Origin of the sequence: Stenotrophomonas aracearum (assembly GCF_031834615.1) — a bacterium.
Taxonomy (GTDB): domain Bacteria; phylum Pseudomonadota; class Gammaproteobacteria; order Xanthomonadales; family Xanthomonadaceae; genus Stenotrophomonas; species Stenotrophomonas aracearum.
The window spans coordinates 1,321,923-1,338,152 of sequence record NZ_CP115543.1 but is presented as its reverse complement, the minus strand read 5'-3'; the positions used below and the strand labels follow the sequence as shown (position 1 = coordinate 1,338,152).

11 protein-coding genes are annotated in these 16,230 nt (G+C 67.7%); 6 read left to right on the top strand and 5 right to left on the bottom strand.

Features of this window, described 5'->3' with window-relative positions:
- A complete protein-coding gene (locus PDM28_RS06190; RefSeq protein WP_102946722.1) occupies window positions 1-492 on the top strand; it encodes a methylated-DNA--[protein]-cysteine S-methyltransferase in 492 nt (163 codons plus the stop codon).
- Window positions 493-544: 52 nt separating this feature from the next.
- Window positions 545-1,804: an alkaline phosphatase family protein gene (locus PDM28_RS06185; RefSeq protein ID WP_311184189.1), complete on the top strand. Its 1,260-nt coding sequence runs from the start codon at window positions 545-547 to the stop codon at window positions 1,802-1,804.
- Between the two features lie 197 nt (window positions 1,805-2,001).
- Here PDM28_RS06185 and PDM28_RS06180 read toward each other — a convergent pair whose 3' ends face one another.
- On the bottom strand, window positions 2,002-2,184 hold the full coding sequence (locus PDM28_RS06180; RefSeq protein WP_070208646.1) for a 30S ribosomal protein THX: 183 nt from the start codon (window positions 2,182-2,184) through the stop codon (window positions 2,002-2,004).
- Between the two features lie 108 nt (window positions 2,185-2,292).
- The gene (locus PDM28_RS06175; protein ID WP_311184188.1) at window positions 2,293-2,706 is read right to left on the bottom strand and encodes a MerC domain-containing protein; all 414 of its coding nucleotides are present in this window, start codon (window positions 2,704-2,706) and stop codon (window positions 2,293-2,295) included.
- Window positions 2,707-2,866: 160 nt separating this feature from the next.
- Between PDM28_RS06175 and PDM28_RS06170 the strand changes: the two genes are divergently transcribed.
- The 4 genes from PDM28_RS06170 to PDM28_RS06155 all read left to right on the top strand — a co-directional run bounded on the left by PDM28_RS06170 (window position 2,867) and on the right by PDM28_RS06155 (window position 8,598).
- Window positions 2,867-5,053 carry a TonB-dependent receptor gene (locus tag PDM28_RS06170; protein ID WP_425507639.1) on the top strand — a complete coding sequence of 729 codons (2,187 nt, stop codon included), beginning with the start codon at window positions 2,867-2,869 and terminating at the stop codon, window positions 5,051-5,053.
- Between the two features lie 152 nt (window positions 5,054-5,205).
- Window positions 5,206-5,772 (top strand): TetR/AcrR family transcriptional regulator, encoded by a 567-nt coding sequence (locus PDM28_RS06165; protein ID WP_102946787.1) that lies wholly within the window; start codon window positions 5,206-5,208, stop codon window positions 5,770-5,772.
- Window positions 5,769-7,430: an MFS transporter gene (locus PDM28_RS06160; RefSeq protein WP_311184656.1), complete on the top strand. Its 1,662-nt coding sequence runs from the start codon at window positions 5,769-5,771 to the stop codon at window positions 7,428-7,430. The genes PDM28_RS06165 and PDM28_RS06160 overlap by 4 nt, the downstream gene beginning before the upstream one ends.
- A gap of 7 nt (window positions 7,431-7,437) precedes the next feature.
- Window positions 7,438-8,598: an HlyD family secretion protein gene (locus tag PDM28_RS06155; protein ID WP_311184186.1), complete on the top strand. Its 1,161-nt coding sequence runs from the start codon at window positions 7,438-7,440 to the stop codon at window positions 8,596-8,598.
- Between the two features lie 133 nt (window positions 8,599-8,731).
- Here the strand turns inward: PDM28_RS06155 and PDM28_RS06150 are convergent, their stop codons facing one another.
- From PDM28_RS06150 to PDM28_RS06140, 3 genes are all read right to left on the bottom strand, one after another.
- Window positions 8,732-9,217 carry a Fur family transcriptional regulator gene (locus PDM28_RS06150; RefSeq protein WP_068850345.1) on the bottom strand — a complete coding sequence of 162 codons (486 nt, stop codon included), beginning with the start codon at window positions 9,215-9,217 and terminating at the stop codon, window positions 8,732-8,734.
- A 16-nt stretch (window positions 9,218-9,233) separates the two neighbouring features.
- On the bottom strand, window positions 9,234-10,637 hold the full coding sequence (gene gltX, locus PDM28_RS06145; RefSeq protein ID WP_311184184.1) for a glutamate--tRNA ligase: 1,404 nt from the start codon (window positions 10,635-10,637) through the stop codon (window positions 9,234-9,236).
- A gap of 65 nt (window positions 10,638-10,702) precedes the next feature.
- Window positions 10,703-16,129: a dermonecrotic toxin domain-containing protein gene (locus PDM28_RS06140; protein WP_311184183.1), complete on the bottom strand. Its 5,427-nt coding sequence runs from the start codon at window positions 16,127-16,129 to the stop codon at window positions 10,703-10,705.
- Window positions 16,130-16,230: the final 101 nt, after the last annotated feature.

Sequence of the window (16,230 nt, the reverse complement as noted above, 5' to 3'; positions counted from 1 at the left end):
ATGAACCTGCTCTACGACACCTTCGACAGTCCGATCGGCGCGCTCACCGTGGCCGGCGACAGCCAGGGCATCCACCACATCCTGTTCGAGAACAACCGCTACGACGCCAAGGGCCGCGCGCAATGGCAGCGCGATGCGAACGCGATGCGCGAGGCGCGCACGCAACTGCTGCAGTACCTGCGCGGCGAGCGCAGCGGCTTCGCGCTGCCGCTGGCGCCGCATGGTACGGCGTTCCAGCTGCGGGTATGGAAGGCGCTGGCCGACATTCCATTCGGTGAGACGTGGAGTTACGTGCAGCTGGCGCGCCATATCGGCCACCCCACCGCCAGCCGCGCGGTTGGCGCCGCCAACGGGCGCAATCCTTTGCCGATCGTGCTGCCTTGCCACCGCGTGATCGGCAGCAGCGGTGCACTCACCGGGTTCGGCGGCGGGCTGGAAACCAAGGCGGCGCTGCTGGAACTGGAGTCGCGCACGCAGCCGCTGTTCGCCTGACCGTGCCATTGGTTGTCTTCGCTGCGTCACTGCGGGGAACTATGATGGGCGGATGATTTCCGTCCGCCTTTCGCTGGCGCTTGCCGCCGCCCTCGCGTTGACCAGCTGTGCCAGCGCCCCGCCCACCCCGCCGGCCGCGGCTGCCGGTGCAGGCACCCCGGTCGCCGCGCACGCGCCGAAACTGCTGCTGGTGTCGATCGACGGCCTGCGCGCGGACATGCTGGACAAGGGCATCACGCCCAACCTGTCGCGGATCGCGCAGGACGGCGTCCGCGCACGGTGGATGACCCCGTCCTACCCGTCGCTGACCTTCCCGAACCACTACACCCTGGTGACCGGGCTGCGCCCGAACCACCACGGCATCATCCACAACAGCATGCAGGAAGACGGCCTGGGCCGGTTCCAGGTGAACCTGCCCGCAGCCGTGACCGATTCGCGCTGGTGGGGCGGCGAACCGATCTGGGTAGGCGCGGAGAAGGCCGGGGTGCGCAGCGCGACGTGGTCGTGGCCGGGCAGCGAGGCTGCGATCCAGGGCGTGCGCCCCAGCCAGTGGCGGGTGTACAACGCCGACGTGCCACTGGACGATCGGGTCGACCAGGTGCTGGGCTGGCTGTCGCAGACCGACAAGGACGCGCCGCGCCTGGTCACGCTGTACATGGAACAGGTGGACAAGGCCGGGCATCACTACGGCCCGGATTCGCAGGAATATGCGGCCGCGATCGTGGCGGTGGACGCGGCGATCGGCCGCCTGCTGGACGGCCTTGCTGCGCGTCGACTGGACACCGACACGAACGTGATCGTGCTGTCCGACCACGGCATGGCGCAGGTGCCCGATGGCCAGACCATCGCGGTGGAAGACATGGTGGATCCGACGATCGCCACGAACATTTCCACGGGCCAGTCGATAGGTTTTGCGCCAATGCCGGGAAAGCAGGCCGCGGCCGAAAAGATTCTGCTGGGCAAGCACGCCACCTACGACTGCTGGACGCGGCAGACGCTGCCGGCACGCTGGGAATACGGCTCCAATCCACGCATCCCGCCGATCATCTGCCAGATGCACGAAGGCTGGAACGCGCTGAAGCGCGAACGTCTGGCCAAGCGCGAACCGGGCGACCGCGGCTCGCACGGCTACGACAACGCCCTGCCCTCGATGCGCGCGGTGTTCATCGCGCACGGCCCTTCGTTCAAGCAGGGCGTAACGCTTCCTGCATTCGACAACGTCGACGTCTATCCACTGACGACGCGCCTGCTGGGTATTCCTGCCGCGCCGAACGACGGCAACCCGGAAACGTTGCTGCCGGCACTGCGGTAACGCCGGCCGGCGCCCATGATTGCGGGCGATCACCTGGTGCCGGGCTGCGCCCGGCTTCACGCATTTGGGCGAACAACCCTGGGGTGCGCGGTTTCCCTGGCTTGGGCCGCCCGGTGCCGGTTTGCAACGCTGCTGTTCGCGCACAAAAAAAACGCGGCGCAATGCGCCGCGTTTTTTCTTCAGGCGTTTGGCGAGACTCAGCCAGCCTTGGCAACAGCCTTCTTGGCCACGGCCTTCTTCGCCGGGGCCTTGGCCACGGTCTTCTTGGCGACCGGCGCAGCTGCGCCCACGGCCACCTTGCTCACCACATGCGAGCGCGAATTGCCGTAGCTGGCGTTGTAGCGCTTGCCCTTGGCGGTCTTGCGGTCACCCTTACCCATGTCGTCAACTCCTTAAGTCTGAATTCTGATTACCCCGTGCTGGCACGGGTTCGGCGGGCCCGTCTCTCAGACGCCCCCGCGCACGATCAAGAAGACTATCACAGCCCCTCAGTGCGCACAGCTCGCGTCGTGGACGTGCCCGTGGTTCAAGCGCAGGTTGACCAGATGGGCCACGCCCACCAGCACCCCGCCCAGCGTCATCACCACCGCGTGCGGCACCGGCGCATGATGCAGCGGGCCGTACAGCAGGCCCGCCCACAGCGCGGTCAGGCCCGGGATCAGGAAGCCCAGCGCGCGCAGCGCCCCGTGGCGGCGGTAGCCCCACACCAGGCTGAACAGACCCAGCAGGGACACGAAGCTGACCAGCGCCAGCTCCACCTCATCACCCAGCCACACCGACAGCCCCAGCGACGGCGCCGCGGCGAGAAGTACGGGCAGCACCGCACAGTGCACCGCACACAGCAGCGAGGCGGTGGAACCGAAACGATCCAGCAGATGGCGGAGGCGCGAGAGCAGGGGCATGACTTCCAGCAGGGCGGCGAAACGATATGGAATAATATAACATCAATCCCGACGCGCACTCCCTCCCCTGTCGTTTCCTGCCTCCACCCCCCACTTCTCCGGGGATCGGCGCGCCCCATGTTTGATACGTTATAACATTTGACTGACGGACCCTTTGACCATGCGTTCTTCCCGCTCCCTCACGCCGCACGCCCTCTCCCTGGCCCTCGCCGTGGCCCTGGTTCCCTCCCTGGCCACGGCCGCCGACGATGCCGGCGAACGTGACCACCACCTGACCGAGCTGTCTGCGGTCAAGGTCACCGCTACCCCGCTGCAGGGCGATGCCGAATCGCTGGCACGTCCGGTCGACGTGCTCGCCGGCGAACGCCTGGATGAACAGAAGGCCGGCACCCTCGGCGACACCGTGGCCAAGCTGCCCGGCGTACAGAGCACCTTCTTCGGCCCCGGCGTCGGCCGCCCGATCATCCGCGGCCAGGAAGGCCCGCGCGTGGCCGTTCTCTCCAACGGCATGGGCAACATGGATGCCTCCACCGTCAGCGCCGACCATGCCACCAGCATCGAACCGTTCCTGGCCGACCAGATCGAAGTGCTCAAGGGCCCGGCCACCCTGCTGTTCGGCAGCGGCGCCATCGGTGGTGCAGTGAACGTGGTGGACGGCCGCATCGCCCGCGACCTGCCCGACCGACCGCTCAGCGGCCGCGCTGAACTGCGTGGCAACTCGGTCAACGACGAGCGCAGCGGCATGTTCCGGCTCGACGGCGTCAACGGCAACTGGGTGCTGCATGTCGACGGCCTGGTGCGCAACGGCGACGATTACCGCATTCCCGGTTACGCCGTGATCGACGGCCTGGAAGACCACAGCGGCCACGACCACGAAGAAGGCGACACCGACGAACCGCGTCGCGGCACCCTGGACAACAGCTCGATCCGCACCCGCGCCGGCGGCGTTGGCGCGACCTGGCTCGGCGAAGGCGGCTTCTTCGGTGCCTCGGCCAGCACCTACCGCACCAATTACGGCATTCCCAACGGCGCCCACGTGCACGCCGACGACGACCATGACCACGATCACGACCATGGCGACGAAGAGGAAGAAGGCGACGAGCACGACGTGCGCATCGACATGGTGCAGAACCGCTTCGAAGCCAAGGGCGGCATCTACAACCCGGTCTCGTTCCTGAAGAACATCAACCTGCGCACCGCCTACACCGATTACGAACACGTCGAACTCAAAGCCGGCACGCCCTCCACCCGCTTCACCAACCGCGGCATCGAAGGCCGTCTGGAAGCGGTGCAGCAGCAGATCGGCGGCTGGGACGGCGCGTTCGGCCTGCAGTTCGGCAACAGCGACTTCGGCGCCAAGGGGGAAGAAGCGTTCGTGCCCGACACCGGCACCCGCAACCTTGGCGTGTTCGTGCTGCAGGAAAAGCAGTTCGGTCCGTTCAAGCTGGAACTCGGCGGCCGCCACGACCAGGTCAAGCTGGACCCCACCGGCGACTACCGCGCGCGCACCTTCGACGCCACCAACCTGTCGGCAGCGGGTATCTGGAAGCTCAACGATGCGGTCGACCTGCGCTTTGGCGTGGACGGCTCCGAGCGTGCCCCCACCAACGAAGAGCTGTACGCCGCCGGTGCGCACATCGCCACCCGCTCGCTGGAAATCGGCGACGCCAACCTGAAGACCGAGCGCGGCCAGCGCGTGGAGCTGGGCATCCACACCCACAGCGACCGCCTGGACTTCTCTGCGTCGATCTACCAGACCAAGTTCAAGGACTTCATCTACCTGGCCGATACCGGCGTGGTTGAAAGCCTGCCCGTGCGCCTGTGGACGCAGCAGGACGCCACCTTCAAGGGCGCCGAGGCCGAAGCGCTGGTGCACCTGTTCGAAGGCAACAGCGGCGACTGGGACCTGCGCGTGTTCGGCGACTACGTGAAGGCCGAACTGGATGGCAGCGGCAGCCGCACGGTCGACATCGCCGTGCCGCATGGCGACCACGACCACAACTACACCGTGGACCTGGCCAACAGCGGCTACCTGCCGCGCATCGCCCCGGCCCGCGTCGGTGCCGACCTGCGCTGGTCGCGTGACGGCTGGCGCGCCTCGGTGGGCGCGGTGCGTTACAGCAGCCAGAAGGACACCGCCCAGAACGAAGAACCGAGCGCCGGCTACACCCTGGTCGACGCGCACTTCGCCTACCGCTGGGACCGCAGCGACAGCAACAGCTACGAGGTGTTCCTGGACGGCAACAACCTGACCAACCGCGAGGCCCGTGCCCACACCTCGCTGCTGCGCGACTACTCGCCGCTGCCGGGCCGTGGTGTCGCCTTTGGCATCCGCGCGTACTTCTGATTCCCGCTGGGGTCATGCCTGATCTTCGGGGGCCGCGAGGCCCCCGTTTTTTGTTGTCCTGAATTCACGCCTCGTTGACCATCCCCAGCCGCCTTATACCGGTAACGCCTGCCCCGGCTTCCATTACGGACATTCCTGTCCGAAAATAGCCCATGCAAAGTCAACGTGCCGATGCGGCTGCCCGCCGCGCCCTCATCCTGGATGCCGCCGATGCGGTGTTCGGCCAGCATGGCGTCACCGCACCGCTTGACCTGGTGGTGGAAAAGGCACAGGTCGGGCGCGCCACGCTTTACCGCAACTTTCCCGACCGCACCGCCCTGATCGAAGCGCTGCTGGATCGCACCGTGGCCAAAATCGCGCGGCAGGTCGAGACCTTGGGCGACCGCGACGACGTACTGTTCGAAGTGCTGCAGGGCATGGCCTCACGGCTGGTGCATTCGCCGGCGCTGGCTGACTACTGGCGTGCGGTGGATCCGGACGAACCCAGCATCAAGGCTGCGCGGCAGACCGTGCACGCCCTGCTCAAAGTGCCGATCCAGCGCGCGATCGATGCCGGCCTGTGCCGCCCGGACCTGCAGGCGGCCGACATCTCGCTGATCTCCAGCATGCTCGGCGCGGCGCTGCGCGGCAAGACCAAGGACGAACGCGCACGGCTTGCCACGCGCGCCCTGCAGCTGCTGCGTGGAGGGCTGGGCGGGCAGGTCGACGGGAGCGGCTGATGCCCGAGTACCTCAAGCCGATTCCCGACTGGGAGGAACACGAAAAGCCGACCCTGCCCGGCTCCGCTTCAATGCCCTGGCATCCGCCGCACCGCCGCCTGGCCTATGCGCTGGTGTCGCTGCTGGTCGGTATCACCGGCGGCCTGGGCAGCGCGCTGGTCACCGCCAACCTGCCGTTCCTGCAGGGTCAGCTCGGGCTCACCCCTACCCAGGGCAGCTGGCTGGTGGCGGCCTATGCGATGGTCAACGTCACCGCCAACCTGCTCGCCTTCAAGTTCCGCCAGCAGTACGGCATCCGCCTGTTTGCCGAGATCGGCCTGGGGCTGTACGCCGCGCTGGCGGTGCTGCACCTGTTCGTGGGCAGTTTCGAAACCACCATGATGATGCGCGCGGCGAGCGGCTTTGCCGGCGCGGCCTGCAGCACACTCGGCACGTTGTACATGCTGCAGTCTTTGCCACGTCGCTTCACCGGCAACCTGCTGGTGATCGGCGTCGGCATTTCGCAGATGGCGGTGCCGATTGCCTGGCTGGTCTCGCCCGGCCTGATCGACACCGGCCAGTGGCATAACCTTTATCTGTTCGAAGCCGGGCTGGCGCTATGTGCGTTCGCGGCGGTGGTCATGCTGAAGCTGCCGCCCGGTGCACAGATCAAGGTATTCGAGCCGATGGATTTCGTCAGCTTCGCGCTGCTTGCCCCTGCGGTTGCGCTGCTTGTGGTGGTGCTCGCACAGGGCACCCTGCGCTGGTGGCTCGACACGCCGTGGCTGGGTTGGGCGTTGATTGCCTCGATCACACTGGGCACCGCCGGGCTGGTGGTGGAGCACTATCGACGCAATCCGCTGCTGCAGATCCGCTGGCTGGCCACCTTGCCGATGCTGCACTTCATCCTCGGCGCGTTCCTGCTGCGCTTCCTGACCACCGAGCAATCGTTCGGCGTGGTCGGACTGATGCGCCAGCTCGGCATGGGGCCTGACCAGATGCGACCGTTGTTCGCGGTCATTCTGGCCGGAGTGATCACCGGCATCGCGACCAGTTCGTTGACGTTTGGCCCGAAGCGGATCATCGCGCAGCTGCTGATGGCGATCCTGCTGCTGGGCAGCGCCGCCCTGCTCGACCAGAGCCGCACCAGCCAGGACCGCCCGCACGACTTCTTCCTGAGCCAGTTCCTGGCGGCCATGGGCTCGGGCATGTTCATGGGCCCGCTGATCATGCTCGGCATCACCCAGGCGCTGAAACAGGGCACCGACCACATGATCACCTTCCTGGTCACGGTCTCGATCACCCAGACCCTGGGCGGGCTGGCCGGCTCAGCGCTGCTCGGCACCTACCAGGTCCACCGCGAGCAGGTCTATTCCAGCGCGCTGGTCAGCCAGCTCGACCCGGCCGACAACGTCGTTGCGCAACGCCTGAAGCTGCAGCAGCAGGTGTACACCGCGCAGATCACCGACCCGGTGCAGCGCAGCGCGCAGGGCACCGCGCAGCTGGCCCAGGTGACCCGCCGCGAAGCCAACGTGCGCGGCTTCAATGACGTGTTCTCGCTCAGCGGGCGCGTTGCGCTCTGCTTCCTCGGCTGGCTGCTGCTGTTGTCGGTGCGCACCGCCGTGCTCAAGCAGTGGCGCAAGCGCCACCCGCGCCCTGTCCTTTCCCCTTCGCCCTGAGTTCCCCATGTCCAGCACGCCCCCGCGCGACGACGCCCCCGACGACGTCAACCCGCCACCGCCCACCGACGCCGCGCCGGCCCCGGCCGCCGCGGCCGCCCCCAGCGGCGGCGGCGCGCCGAAGTACCTCAAGCCGAGCGCGCGCGCGGTGGTGGTGATGATCGTGGTGGCGCTGATCGGCATCGCGCTGATCCTGCGCGCGTGGTCGCTGTGGCCGTTCAACAGCACCTGGGTGAGCACCGACAACGCCTATGTGCGCGGGCAGATCACGGTGCTGGCGCCGCAGGTCAATGGGTATGTCACCGAGGTGCTGGTCAAGGACTTCCAGCACGTGAAGCAGGGCGAGGCGCTGGTGCGCATCGACGACCTCATCTACAAGGAAAAGGTGGCGCAGGCGCAGGCCAACGTCGACAGCGCGCTGGCGGCGCTGGCCAACTCCGACCAGGCCCAGGCGCAGAACCGGGCGCAGATCGGGGCGGCCAAGGCCAATCTGTCGGCCGGTCAATCCGAGCTCTCGCGCTCGCGCAGTGAGCTCAAGCGTTACGAACAGCTGGCCGACCAGCAACTGGTGGCGCTCAACGACCGCGACAAGTTCCGTACCAGCGCGCAGGCCGCGCAGTCGTCCGTGCAGCAGTCGCAGGCGCAGATCCGGATTGCCGAAGAAACCCTGACCTCCACCCAGGTCGCGCGAAAAGGGCTGGAAGCGGGCGTGGAAACGGCGAAGGCGCAGCTGGAACTGGCGCGTATCGACCTCGCCAATACGGTGATCCACGCACCGCGCGACGGTCAGGTCAGCGAAGCCTCGGTGCGCCTGGGCCAGTACGTTACCGCCGGCTCGCAGCTGTTGTTCCTGGTGCCGGACACGCTCTGGGTGGTGGCGAACTTCAAGGAAGGCCAGACCTGGCGCATGCGGATTGGCCAGCCGGCGTCGTTTTCCGTGGATGCGTTTGATGGGGAGCGGATGACCGGACATGTGGAACAGATCGCGCCCGCGACCGGGTCGGAATTCAGCGTGCTGCGGCCGGACAATGCCAGCGGCAATTTCACCAAGGTGGTGCAGCGATTGCCGATTCGGATTGCGATTGATCCGGATCAGAAATTGGTAGAGCGGTTGCGGCCGGGGATGTCGGTGGTGGTTCGGGTCAATACCGCCGACGCGTCGCGATGATTCGGGCACTGCGATGATCCGGCACCGCGATGACATGCATGGCGTGTCACTACGCGGGCGTTGCGTAGGGACACGCCATGCGTGTCCAGATCAGGCGATGCGGCGAACCGCGTAGGGACACGCCATGCGTGTCCTAGCCCGCGCAGCGGGCGCAGAGACCATGCACTTCCAGGGTCTGTGCCTGCGGCTGGAACCCCAGCTCCTTGGCGCGCTTCTCCAGCTGGCTGACGATGTCGCGGTCTTCCAGCTCCACTGCGCTGTGGCAGCTGTTGCAGATCAGGAACGGCACCGAGTGCTGGGCGCTGCTCGGGTGGTGGCAGGCCACGAAGGCGTTCACCGACTCGAGCTTGTGCACGAAGCCATTGGCCATCAGGAAGTCCAGCGCGCGGTACACGGTGGGCGGGGCGTCGGCGCCCACGCCCTTGCCGCTGCGCACCCACTCCAGCAGCTCATACGCCTTGACCGGCTTGCCGGCCTCGGCGATCAGGCGCAGCACGTTGGCGCGGATCGGCGTCAGCCGCAGTCCGCGTTCCGTGCACACGCGCTCCACCACCTTCACGAAGTCCGAGGCATCGTGAACGTGGTGATGGGGGGCGGTACAAGCGGTCTTGGCGGACATGCGCGGTCTCCTGGCGTCAGGCGGTCGGTACTTTAGTAAGTGCGACGTCGATGCGTTTCAAGGCCTCTTCACGCCCGGCCAGGAACACGGTCTGCGAAATATCCGGGCTGACCTGGGTGCCGGTGATGGCCACGCGCAGCGGCTGCGCCACCTTGCCCATGCCGATCTCCAGCGCCGTTGCGACGTCATGCAGGGCCACCGCCACGCCGTCCAAGGTCCACTCGCCCAGCCCCGCCAGCAGCTCGCGGGTCTTGCCCAGCGCCAGTTCGGCGCCCGGCTTGAAGTGCTTGGCCACCGCGGCGTCGTCGTATTCGACCAGCGGCTGGTACCAGACCACGGACTTTTCGGCCATTTCCTTCAGGGTCTGCACGCGGTCGCGCAGCGCCACCACCACGTCGGCCGGGGCCGGGCCGGCAGTCAGGTCCAGGCCCAGCTTATTCAGCTGGTAAACCAGGTGCGGGGCGATGCTGGCCGGGTCTTCGCTCTTCAGGAAGTGCTGGTTGACCCAGCCCAGCTTGGCCATGTCCAGGCGCGAGGCCTTGGAGTTGCAGTGGGTCACGTCGAACAGGTCGATCAGCTCCTGGCGGCTGAACAGCTCCTGGTCGCCGTGCGACCAGCCCAGGCGGGCCAGGTAGCTGAGCAGCGCGTCGGGCAGGTAACCGGCGTCCTTGTACTGCATCACGTCGGCCGCGCCGGTGCGCTTGGACAGCTTGGCGCCCTGCTCGTCCAGGATCATCGGCATGTGCCCGAACTTCGGCACCGGAGCGCCAATGCCTTCGTACAGGTTGATCTGGCGCGGGGTGTTGTTGATGTGGTCGTCGCCGCGGATCACTTCGGAAATGCGCATGTCCCAGTCGTCCACCACCACCGCGAAGTTGTAGGTGGGGAAGCCGTCCGGACGGAAGATCACCATGTCGTCGAGCTCGCTGTTGGCGATCTCGATGCGGCCCTTGATCAGGTCGTCGAACACGACCGTGCCTTCCTGCGGGTTCTTGAAGCGGATCACCCGGTTCGGGTCGTCACGGTACGGCAGGCCCAGCTCGCGCGCGGCGCCGTTGTAGCGCGGCTTTTCCTGGCGCGCCATCGCCGCTTCGCGCATCGCGTCGAGCTCTTCGCGGGTTTCGTAGGCGTAGTACGCCTTGCCGTCGGCGACCAGCTGCTCGGCCACTTCCTTGTAACGGGCCACGCGCTGGGTCTGGTAGATCGGGCCTTCGTCATAGCCCAGGCCCAGCCAGTCCATCGCCTCCAGGATCGCGTCGATGGCGCCCTGGGTGCTGCGCTCGCGGTCCGTGTCTTCGATGCGCAGCACAAACTCGCCGCCACGGTGGCGCGCTTCCAGCCAGCAGTACAGCGCGGTGCGGGCGCCGCCGATGTGCAGGTAGCCGGTGGGACTGGGGGCAAAGCGGGTGCGGCAGGTCATGGAAGGCTCGGGGTACAGGGTCCGGGACAATTTTACCTGCCCCGGGCGGCAATGGGGGCCGGGGGTCAGCGGACATGCTCGAACAGGGCGGTCCAGCCGCGTGCGGCGGCCTGGGCCTTCATGCGTTCGGTGTCGACCTGGCGAAGGTGGAACTGCATGCGCGCCGTCCCTGGCACAGGCACCGCGCCGTACATTTCGGCCAGGGTTTCATCGGCCTTGCTGCCGGTCGCGCCGCCCGACAGTCGGCTGAAATAGCGCGAGCCGAACAGGTTGTTCATCCAGCGGTCCAGTTTGGACCGTCGCTTGAACACCATGAGGCCGAAATTCGGATCCAGAAGCTTGTACTCCCGCTGCCCGTTGGCAAGCACGTCCACCGCCAGGGCCATGCTGTGCCTGGCGCCGTTGAGGATGAACTGGCTGCTGCGGGCGACCTTCGACAGGAAATCGGCCAATTCGTCGATCCCGATCAGCGAGGCGGCCGAGACCGAACCCGGCTGCAACGCCGCACCCTGGGCGTCGCGGATCAGGGCACGCACCACCCCGGCGTGGGCGCTACCCGGCTCGCGGATGGCCCTGCGCAGCTGGTTGAGCACATGCATTTCTTCGCCCTGCCCCATCGCGGTGACCATGATCCGCGACAACCCGGTGCACATGCCGGACGCGGCAATGCCCATGTCCTCGCCGAGCAGCGTCTGGGATGCGGGAACGAATTCGCCCCCGGCAATGTAGACCGAGTCGTGTACCACCTCGTTGACCACGATGTAACGCTCGGCGCGCAGGGTGTTGTCCAGCCGCTCGATGATCACCGACAGCGCGCCCTGCTGCACCGGGTCGAGATTGCCCGACACGAACAGTTCCTTCATGCGCTCCAGCGACACCGTGTCGGCGTTCGTTGGCGTGGTCACCCGTCCCCAGTTCTCCTGGCCCCAGGCAAAGTCCTGCGAACTGCTGTCCACCGAGCGCGACACCGAGCGCTCAACCAGCGAGTTCAACGACCCACGGTAGCTGCGGTCCACCCACTGCTGGCGCCTGCGCGAGCCGCTGTTGGGCGCGCCACCGCGCAGCCCGACGTCGCTATGTGGCTCCCACGCGCCGTCGGCATTCAGGCGCACCGGCTGGTGGTAGAAGTTTCCCGGCGCCGGGTTCTGCAGGCGCCAGGTGCCGTGCGACCGGTCGAACGCCACCTGATAGGCGTGCCCGCCCTGCTCGATGTACTTGCCTCCCAGGTAGTCGTGCACGCCGTTGTCGGCCGCGCGCGAGCCTGACAGCGACACTGGCCGCGCATACCGCTCCGCCAGGTGCTCAAGCGGGTCGACCACACGCTCCCACGAGGGCGCCTGTATGGCCGGTTGCAACCGCGCTCCATCGCGCGCGGCAAGCCCTGCCAAGCGCGCCGTCCCCAAGGGGGCCGAAAGTGCCACGCCGAACGCGCCGAACAGCGCAGCACCGGCACCGTCGCGACGCTGGGCTGCGGTATTGCCGCCTACGGCCTGCTGCACGCCCACGCCCAGTTCCGCGGCTGACAACAATGCCACGACCGGCAGCACCTCGGGGAGCACGAGGGCGACCAGGCCCATCGCTTCCTGGCAGCGTTCCAGGCGTGGCATCCACGTCCGTCGGAACGCTTCCCACGGTGACGTCATCAGGGTCTGCGCATCGCGACGCGCGCGTTGCTGCAGCCGCGCCATCAGCGCCCGCGAGGTTTCGCCTTCGATCGGAAGCACCGCACCGCCATGCCCGAACATCGCCTGCGCCCCGTCACCCAACGCCGTATGCACGCCGTTGGAGATCCAGCCGTCCTGCAGGTCGGCCAGGTCGAACGCCGTCTCCAGCCATTTCCGTCCGATGTCGGTGGCGGCGGCGCGTTCGATCCAGCCCAACATGTCCGCATCGCTGGCGAACTCATGGAAGCGGTGTCGGTCGTTGGGGAAGTACAGCAGCACTTCCGGGCCATCCGCGTCGCCAATATGCAGGACCGTCGAGGCAATGCCGTGGATCTGCAACCAGCCGGTGCGCATGCCGCTGCGCGGCACGGGCGTGTAGCGCGGGTCCTGCGACTGGGCTGCCGTCATGGTGCCGAAGACCCCCAGGGCCAGGTGCGCGCCGCGCGTGGACAGCGATCCGTCGGCATGCTGCTGGGCGCAGCCGTACAGGTAGCCGCCGCGCAGGGTGGCCAGCACATCGGTTTGATGGCGTTGCCAGAACTGGTCCAGCGCACGCAGGTAATCACCCTGCACGTCCAGTTCACGTGCGATCGAAAGCAGCTGCGATGCCTCCAGCCCCACCACTTCGTTGTTCTCGTCGAACAGCGCGCTGTCACTGCTGGTGTACAGGCCCAGCAGGCGCCCGGGCGGGTCGTCGAACCCGGCCGCGCGGGTCATCGCGCATTCGGCGAAACTGGCGGCGGCCTTCTTCTGCGCGCGGTTGTGCACCCAGCCGCTGTAGGTCTGCTCGCCGGCATGTCCATCCTTGAACGACACGACGAAGCAGCAGCTGCTGTCGAACGCGGTGCGGTGACGGCGCATGATTTCATCGTCCAGCCGCTGCTGCACGAACGGCACCAGCAACGGGTAGGCGCGCTCGACCAGGCTGCGCCCTACACTCAGCGCATGGAGCCAGCGCGCGCCGTCCATGCCGGCGTTCTGCAGCGCGCCCGGAGTGCCCGGCGGGAACCGCGCCAGCCAATGAGCGGAGCTTCGCGCCGCCAGGCCGACAGCATCCAGCGCCGCCAGCTCGCCGGCGGCGGCCAACACCGGTACCGGAATGGGCAGGTAGGGCGAGGCAAGTTCTGCGTCCAGTGCATTGAACGCCTGGCGCAGCTGTGCCCGCGAGGGCAGGCCCGTAGCGCTCAACTGCGCATGCCGCAGCTCGAGTGCCTGCAGGAACAACGCCCAGCGGAAGTCGCCATCAATCACATAGGCGGGCATCACCGGCAGAACGCCATCCTGCCAGCGCGCGTGTTGGTTCACCGCCACCCGCAGCGGAAGCTGGTGCGGCACTTCGGTGGCGAGCTGCTGCATCGCCTCGGCAGCGGAATCGAACGCCTCGATGAGTGGCGTACGCGTGGTGCTGACCAGCAGCGTGACCGGCGCCGGCTGCAGCTCGCCGGCCACGGCGGTGACCAGCAGCACGCCGTGCAGGGGCACCACGTGGCCGGACGCGTTGGCGGCCAATGCGTGCACATCGACCTGCCAGCCCGGCAGGGCCAGCGCGCGGCCGTCGCCCGCTTCTGCCACGTTGAATCGGGTCGGGAAATCGACCAGCGCCTTGATCGCGGCCGCCGCCGGGTCGCTGAGCTGGCCGGCCGCGTTGAGCAGGACCGCTGCACCTGCCAGGCGGCGGCCGATGGCAGTGACAAAGCGCGACGAACCGGCAACGGGTCGTCCATGCCAGGCCTCTTCCAGGCATGCGTAATGGCGGCGCCCGAACGCACCGAGGTAATCGCGGCCGTCCACCGCACGGGAAAACTGGTCGAGGGTCAGCTCTCGACACTCCTGCACCGGGAAATAGATCTCCGGCACCCCCCGGTAATACAGACCGGCGTACTTCCTGTCGGGCGGGACCGGCAGCAGTGCCGCAGCCACCAGCGTGTGCGCACTGACCAGCCCGCTGCGCACGCGCTGGTCGGGCGGTACCAGCCGGTGCTGGCTGCGGAAGGTTGCCCCCGGCGGGCGCAACTGTCGGGCCTCCCATTGCGGCCAGGTCTCGCTGGTCTGGAAGGTATTGAGGTAGATCTGGGTGGGGTCGATCTCCTTGCCGGTCACGCTGCGCAGGTCCGCCGTCACCAGCTGCGTCAGGTCACGGTCGAGGTGGGGCAGCTCGGCGTAAGCCAGGACCAGGCTGTGCTCGGACGCCACCACCTGGCGCCAGGCTGTGCGCAGGCGATGATGCTGTTCGCTGGCATTGCGTCCCATCGACTGCACCCAGGTCAGCATCCGCGAGCGGGTCAGCGCCAGGTCCAATCCGGGCAGCGGAATGGCAGGCTCAGGATCCGGCGGCGGCGCCTGCCGCGCCACGTCCACCAGCACCCGGCTGACGTCATCCAGCTGGCTGCGTTCGCTGGCATCCAGAACGGTTTCGCTGTGGCCGATCAGCGAGGGGGTTGCGATGGATCGACGCATGCGATGCCGCGTCTCCAAGGCGTCTGTCGGTGTTGGCGGCGCCAATGCAGCGATCACCTCGCGCGCGACGTGGTTGCCCTCGAGCAGTTCGGCGACCTGTGCGGTCAACCCTGCCATGTCCGGGTACGGTACGCCGTGTACCCGATGCCAGAGCGCGTGCCAGATCGACCCGCCGGCTTCGCGGTCGATGATCTCGTCCAGTAGCGCCACGGCATGCGCTACGCGCCGGGGCGATGCAGGCGTGGGTGAAGGCACAGGCACTGCGGGCCGCGAGTCGCTGAATGCCAGGTGCCATCCCAGCGCTACCAGGCCCACCCCGCTGCCAACCAGCCCAGCGGCCGCGGCCAGCATGCCGTGCCCGCCGTGCCGCGCCGCGCCGGAGGCCATCGGCAGCGGCACGCCTTCAACATCGTCTGCAGCGCGCACAGTGCCGGGTGTGTTGATCGGCGCCGGTGACGCAACCGCATCGCGGGACAGGAGTGGCTGCCGGCCTGGCGCCAGGGACGCGACGTACAGAAGCGCATCCGCCAGCGCGCGGCGCAGTCCGGTGGAAGGATGTGGCGGCGCGCTCGCTCGCTGCGCCACCGACAGCAACCACTGCCCCAGGCGGTCACCGCTGCCGCCGTCGGTGCACAGCAGCGGAGGAGCAGCGCCACCCGCCGCATGATCCAGCCTCTCCAGCAACGTCGCACGCTGCCCATCGCTGATCAGTGGACGCCGGTCGAAGTCCAGCACGTCAAACAAGGCCGGCAGCGCGGCCCGCGCATCGATTACATCGCCCGCTGCCGCAGCGCTGGCGGCCACCCGTGCCAGCGCACGTTCGACCTGCGCGGACGGCAGCGCCGGCAACCACTGAGACAGCTGGTTGCGGGCGATCTCCCACTGCAGTGCCGGGGAATGCGGCCGCAGCTCCAGCGCTGACGCCCGCACATCATGTGCAGCGTTCACTCGCCGCGCGTCGAGGGTGGCGTTCCATTCAGCGCGCGGAACATCCAGCGGCCGGTACAGCGCATCACGCATGGCCCGAAACAGTGAGTTGCGTGCTGCCACGACGTCGGCCAGCAGCGTACGCAATGGGACGCACTGCACTTCCCAGTCCACCCGTGGCACGGTCAGCAGCGAGGTCAGGCAGATTCGCCACGCGGCACGCTGCTCCTCCGGCAGCTGGGTGGGAAGCAGCCCGGGCAGCGCGTCGTCCACCAGTTCCTGTGCCATCGACGTAGCCAGCGCGGTCCGGTGGAAACCCGATTCCAGTGTCAGGAAAAAATGGGCGTCCAATGGGCCCTTGCCAAGCGCCGTGGCGAGCGCGTCAAGCTCGTCCTGCGGTACGCCGTCCAGCCACAGACGACGCGCGTTGGGAATGGGATGCATGCTGCGGTTCGATACCGAAACAGCGGTCGTGGAGCGCCGCGACATCGGCAGGGCCGACGCCGCGGTCGATGCGACGTCAGCGCGTCCTGCGGGGGACAGGG

What these genes read in the sequence shown, in the direction of transcription:
- PDM28_RS06190 (WP_102946722.1), top strand. Translation starts at nt 1, where the DNA reads ATGAACCTGCTCTACGACACCTTCGACAGTCCGATCGGCGCGCTCACC.
- PDM28_RS06185 (WP_311184189.1), top strand. Translation starts at nt 545, where the DNA reads ATGATTTCCGTCCGCCTTTCGCTGGCGCTTGCCGCCGCCCTCGCGTTG.
- PDM28_RS06180 (WP_070208646.1), bottom strand. Translation starts at nt 2,184, where the DNA reads ATGGGTAAGGGTGACCGCAAGACCGCCAAGGGCAAGCGCTACAACGCC.
- PDM28_RS06175 (WP_311184188.1), bottom strand. Translation starts at nt 2,706, where the DNA reads ATGCCCCTGCTCTCGCGCCTCCGCCATCTGCTGGATCGTTTCGGTTCC.
- PDM28_RS06170 (WP_425507639.1), top strand. Translation starts at nt 2,867, where the DNA reads ATGCGTTCTTCCCGCTCCCTCACGCCGCACGCCCTCTCCCTGGCCCTC.
- PDM28_RS06165 (WP_102946787.1), top strand. Translation starts at nt 5,206, where the DNA reads ATGCAAAGTCAACGTGCCGATGCGGCTGCCCGCCGCGCCCTCATCCTG.
- PDM28_RS06155 (WP_311184186.1), top strand. Translation starts at nt 7,438, where the DNA reads ATGTCCAGCACGCCCCCGCGCGACGACGCCCCCGACGACGTCAACCCG.
- PDM28_RS06150 (WP_068850345.1), bottom strand. Translation starts at nt 9,217, where the DNA reads ATGTCCGCCAAGACCGCTTGTACCGCCCCCCATCACCACGTTCACGAT.
- gltX (WP_311184184.1), bottom strand. Translation starts at nt 10,637, where the DNA reads ATGACCTGCCGCACCCGCTTTGCCCCCAGTCCCACCGGCTACCTGCAC.
- PDM28_RS06140 (WP_311184183.1), bottom strand. Translation starts at nt 16,129, where the DNA reads ATGCATCCCATTCCCAACGCGCGTCGTCTGTGGCTGGACGGCGTACCG.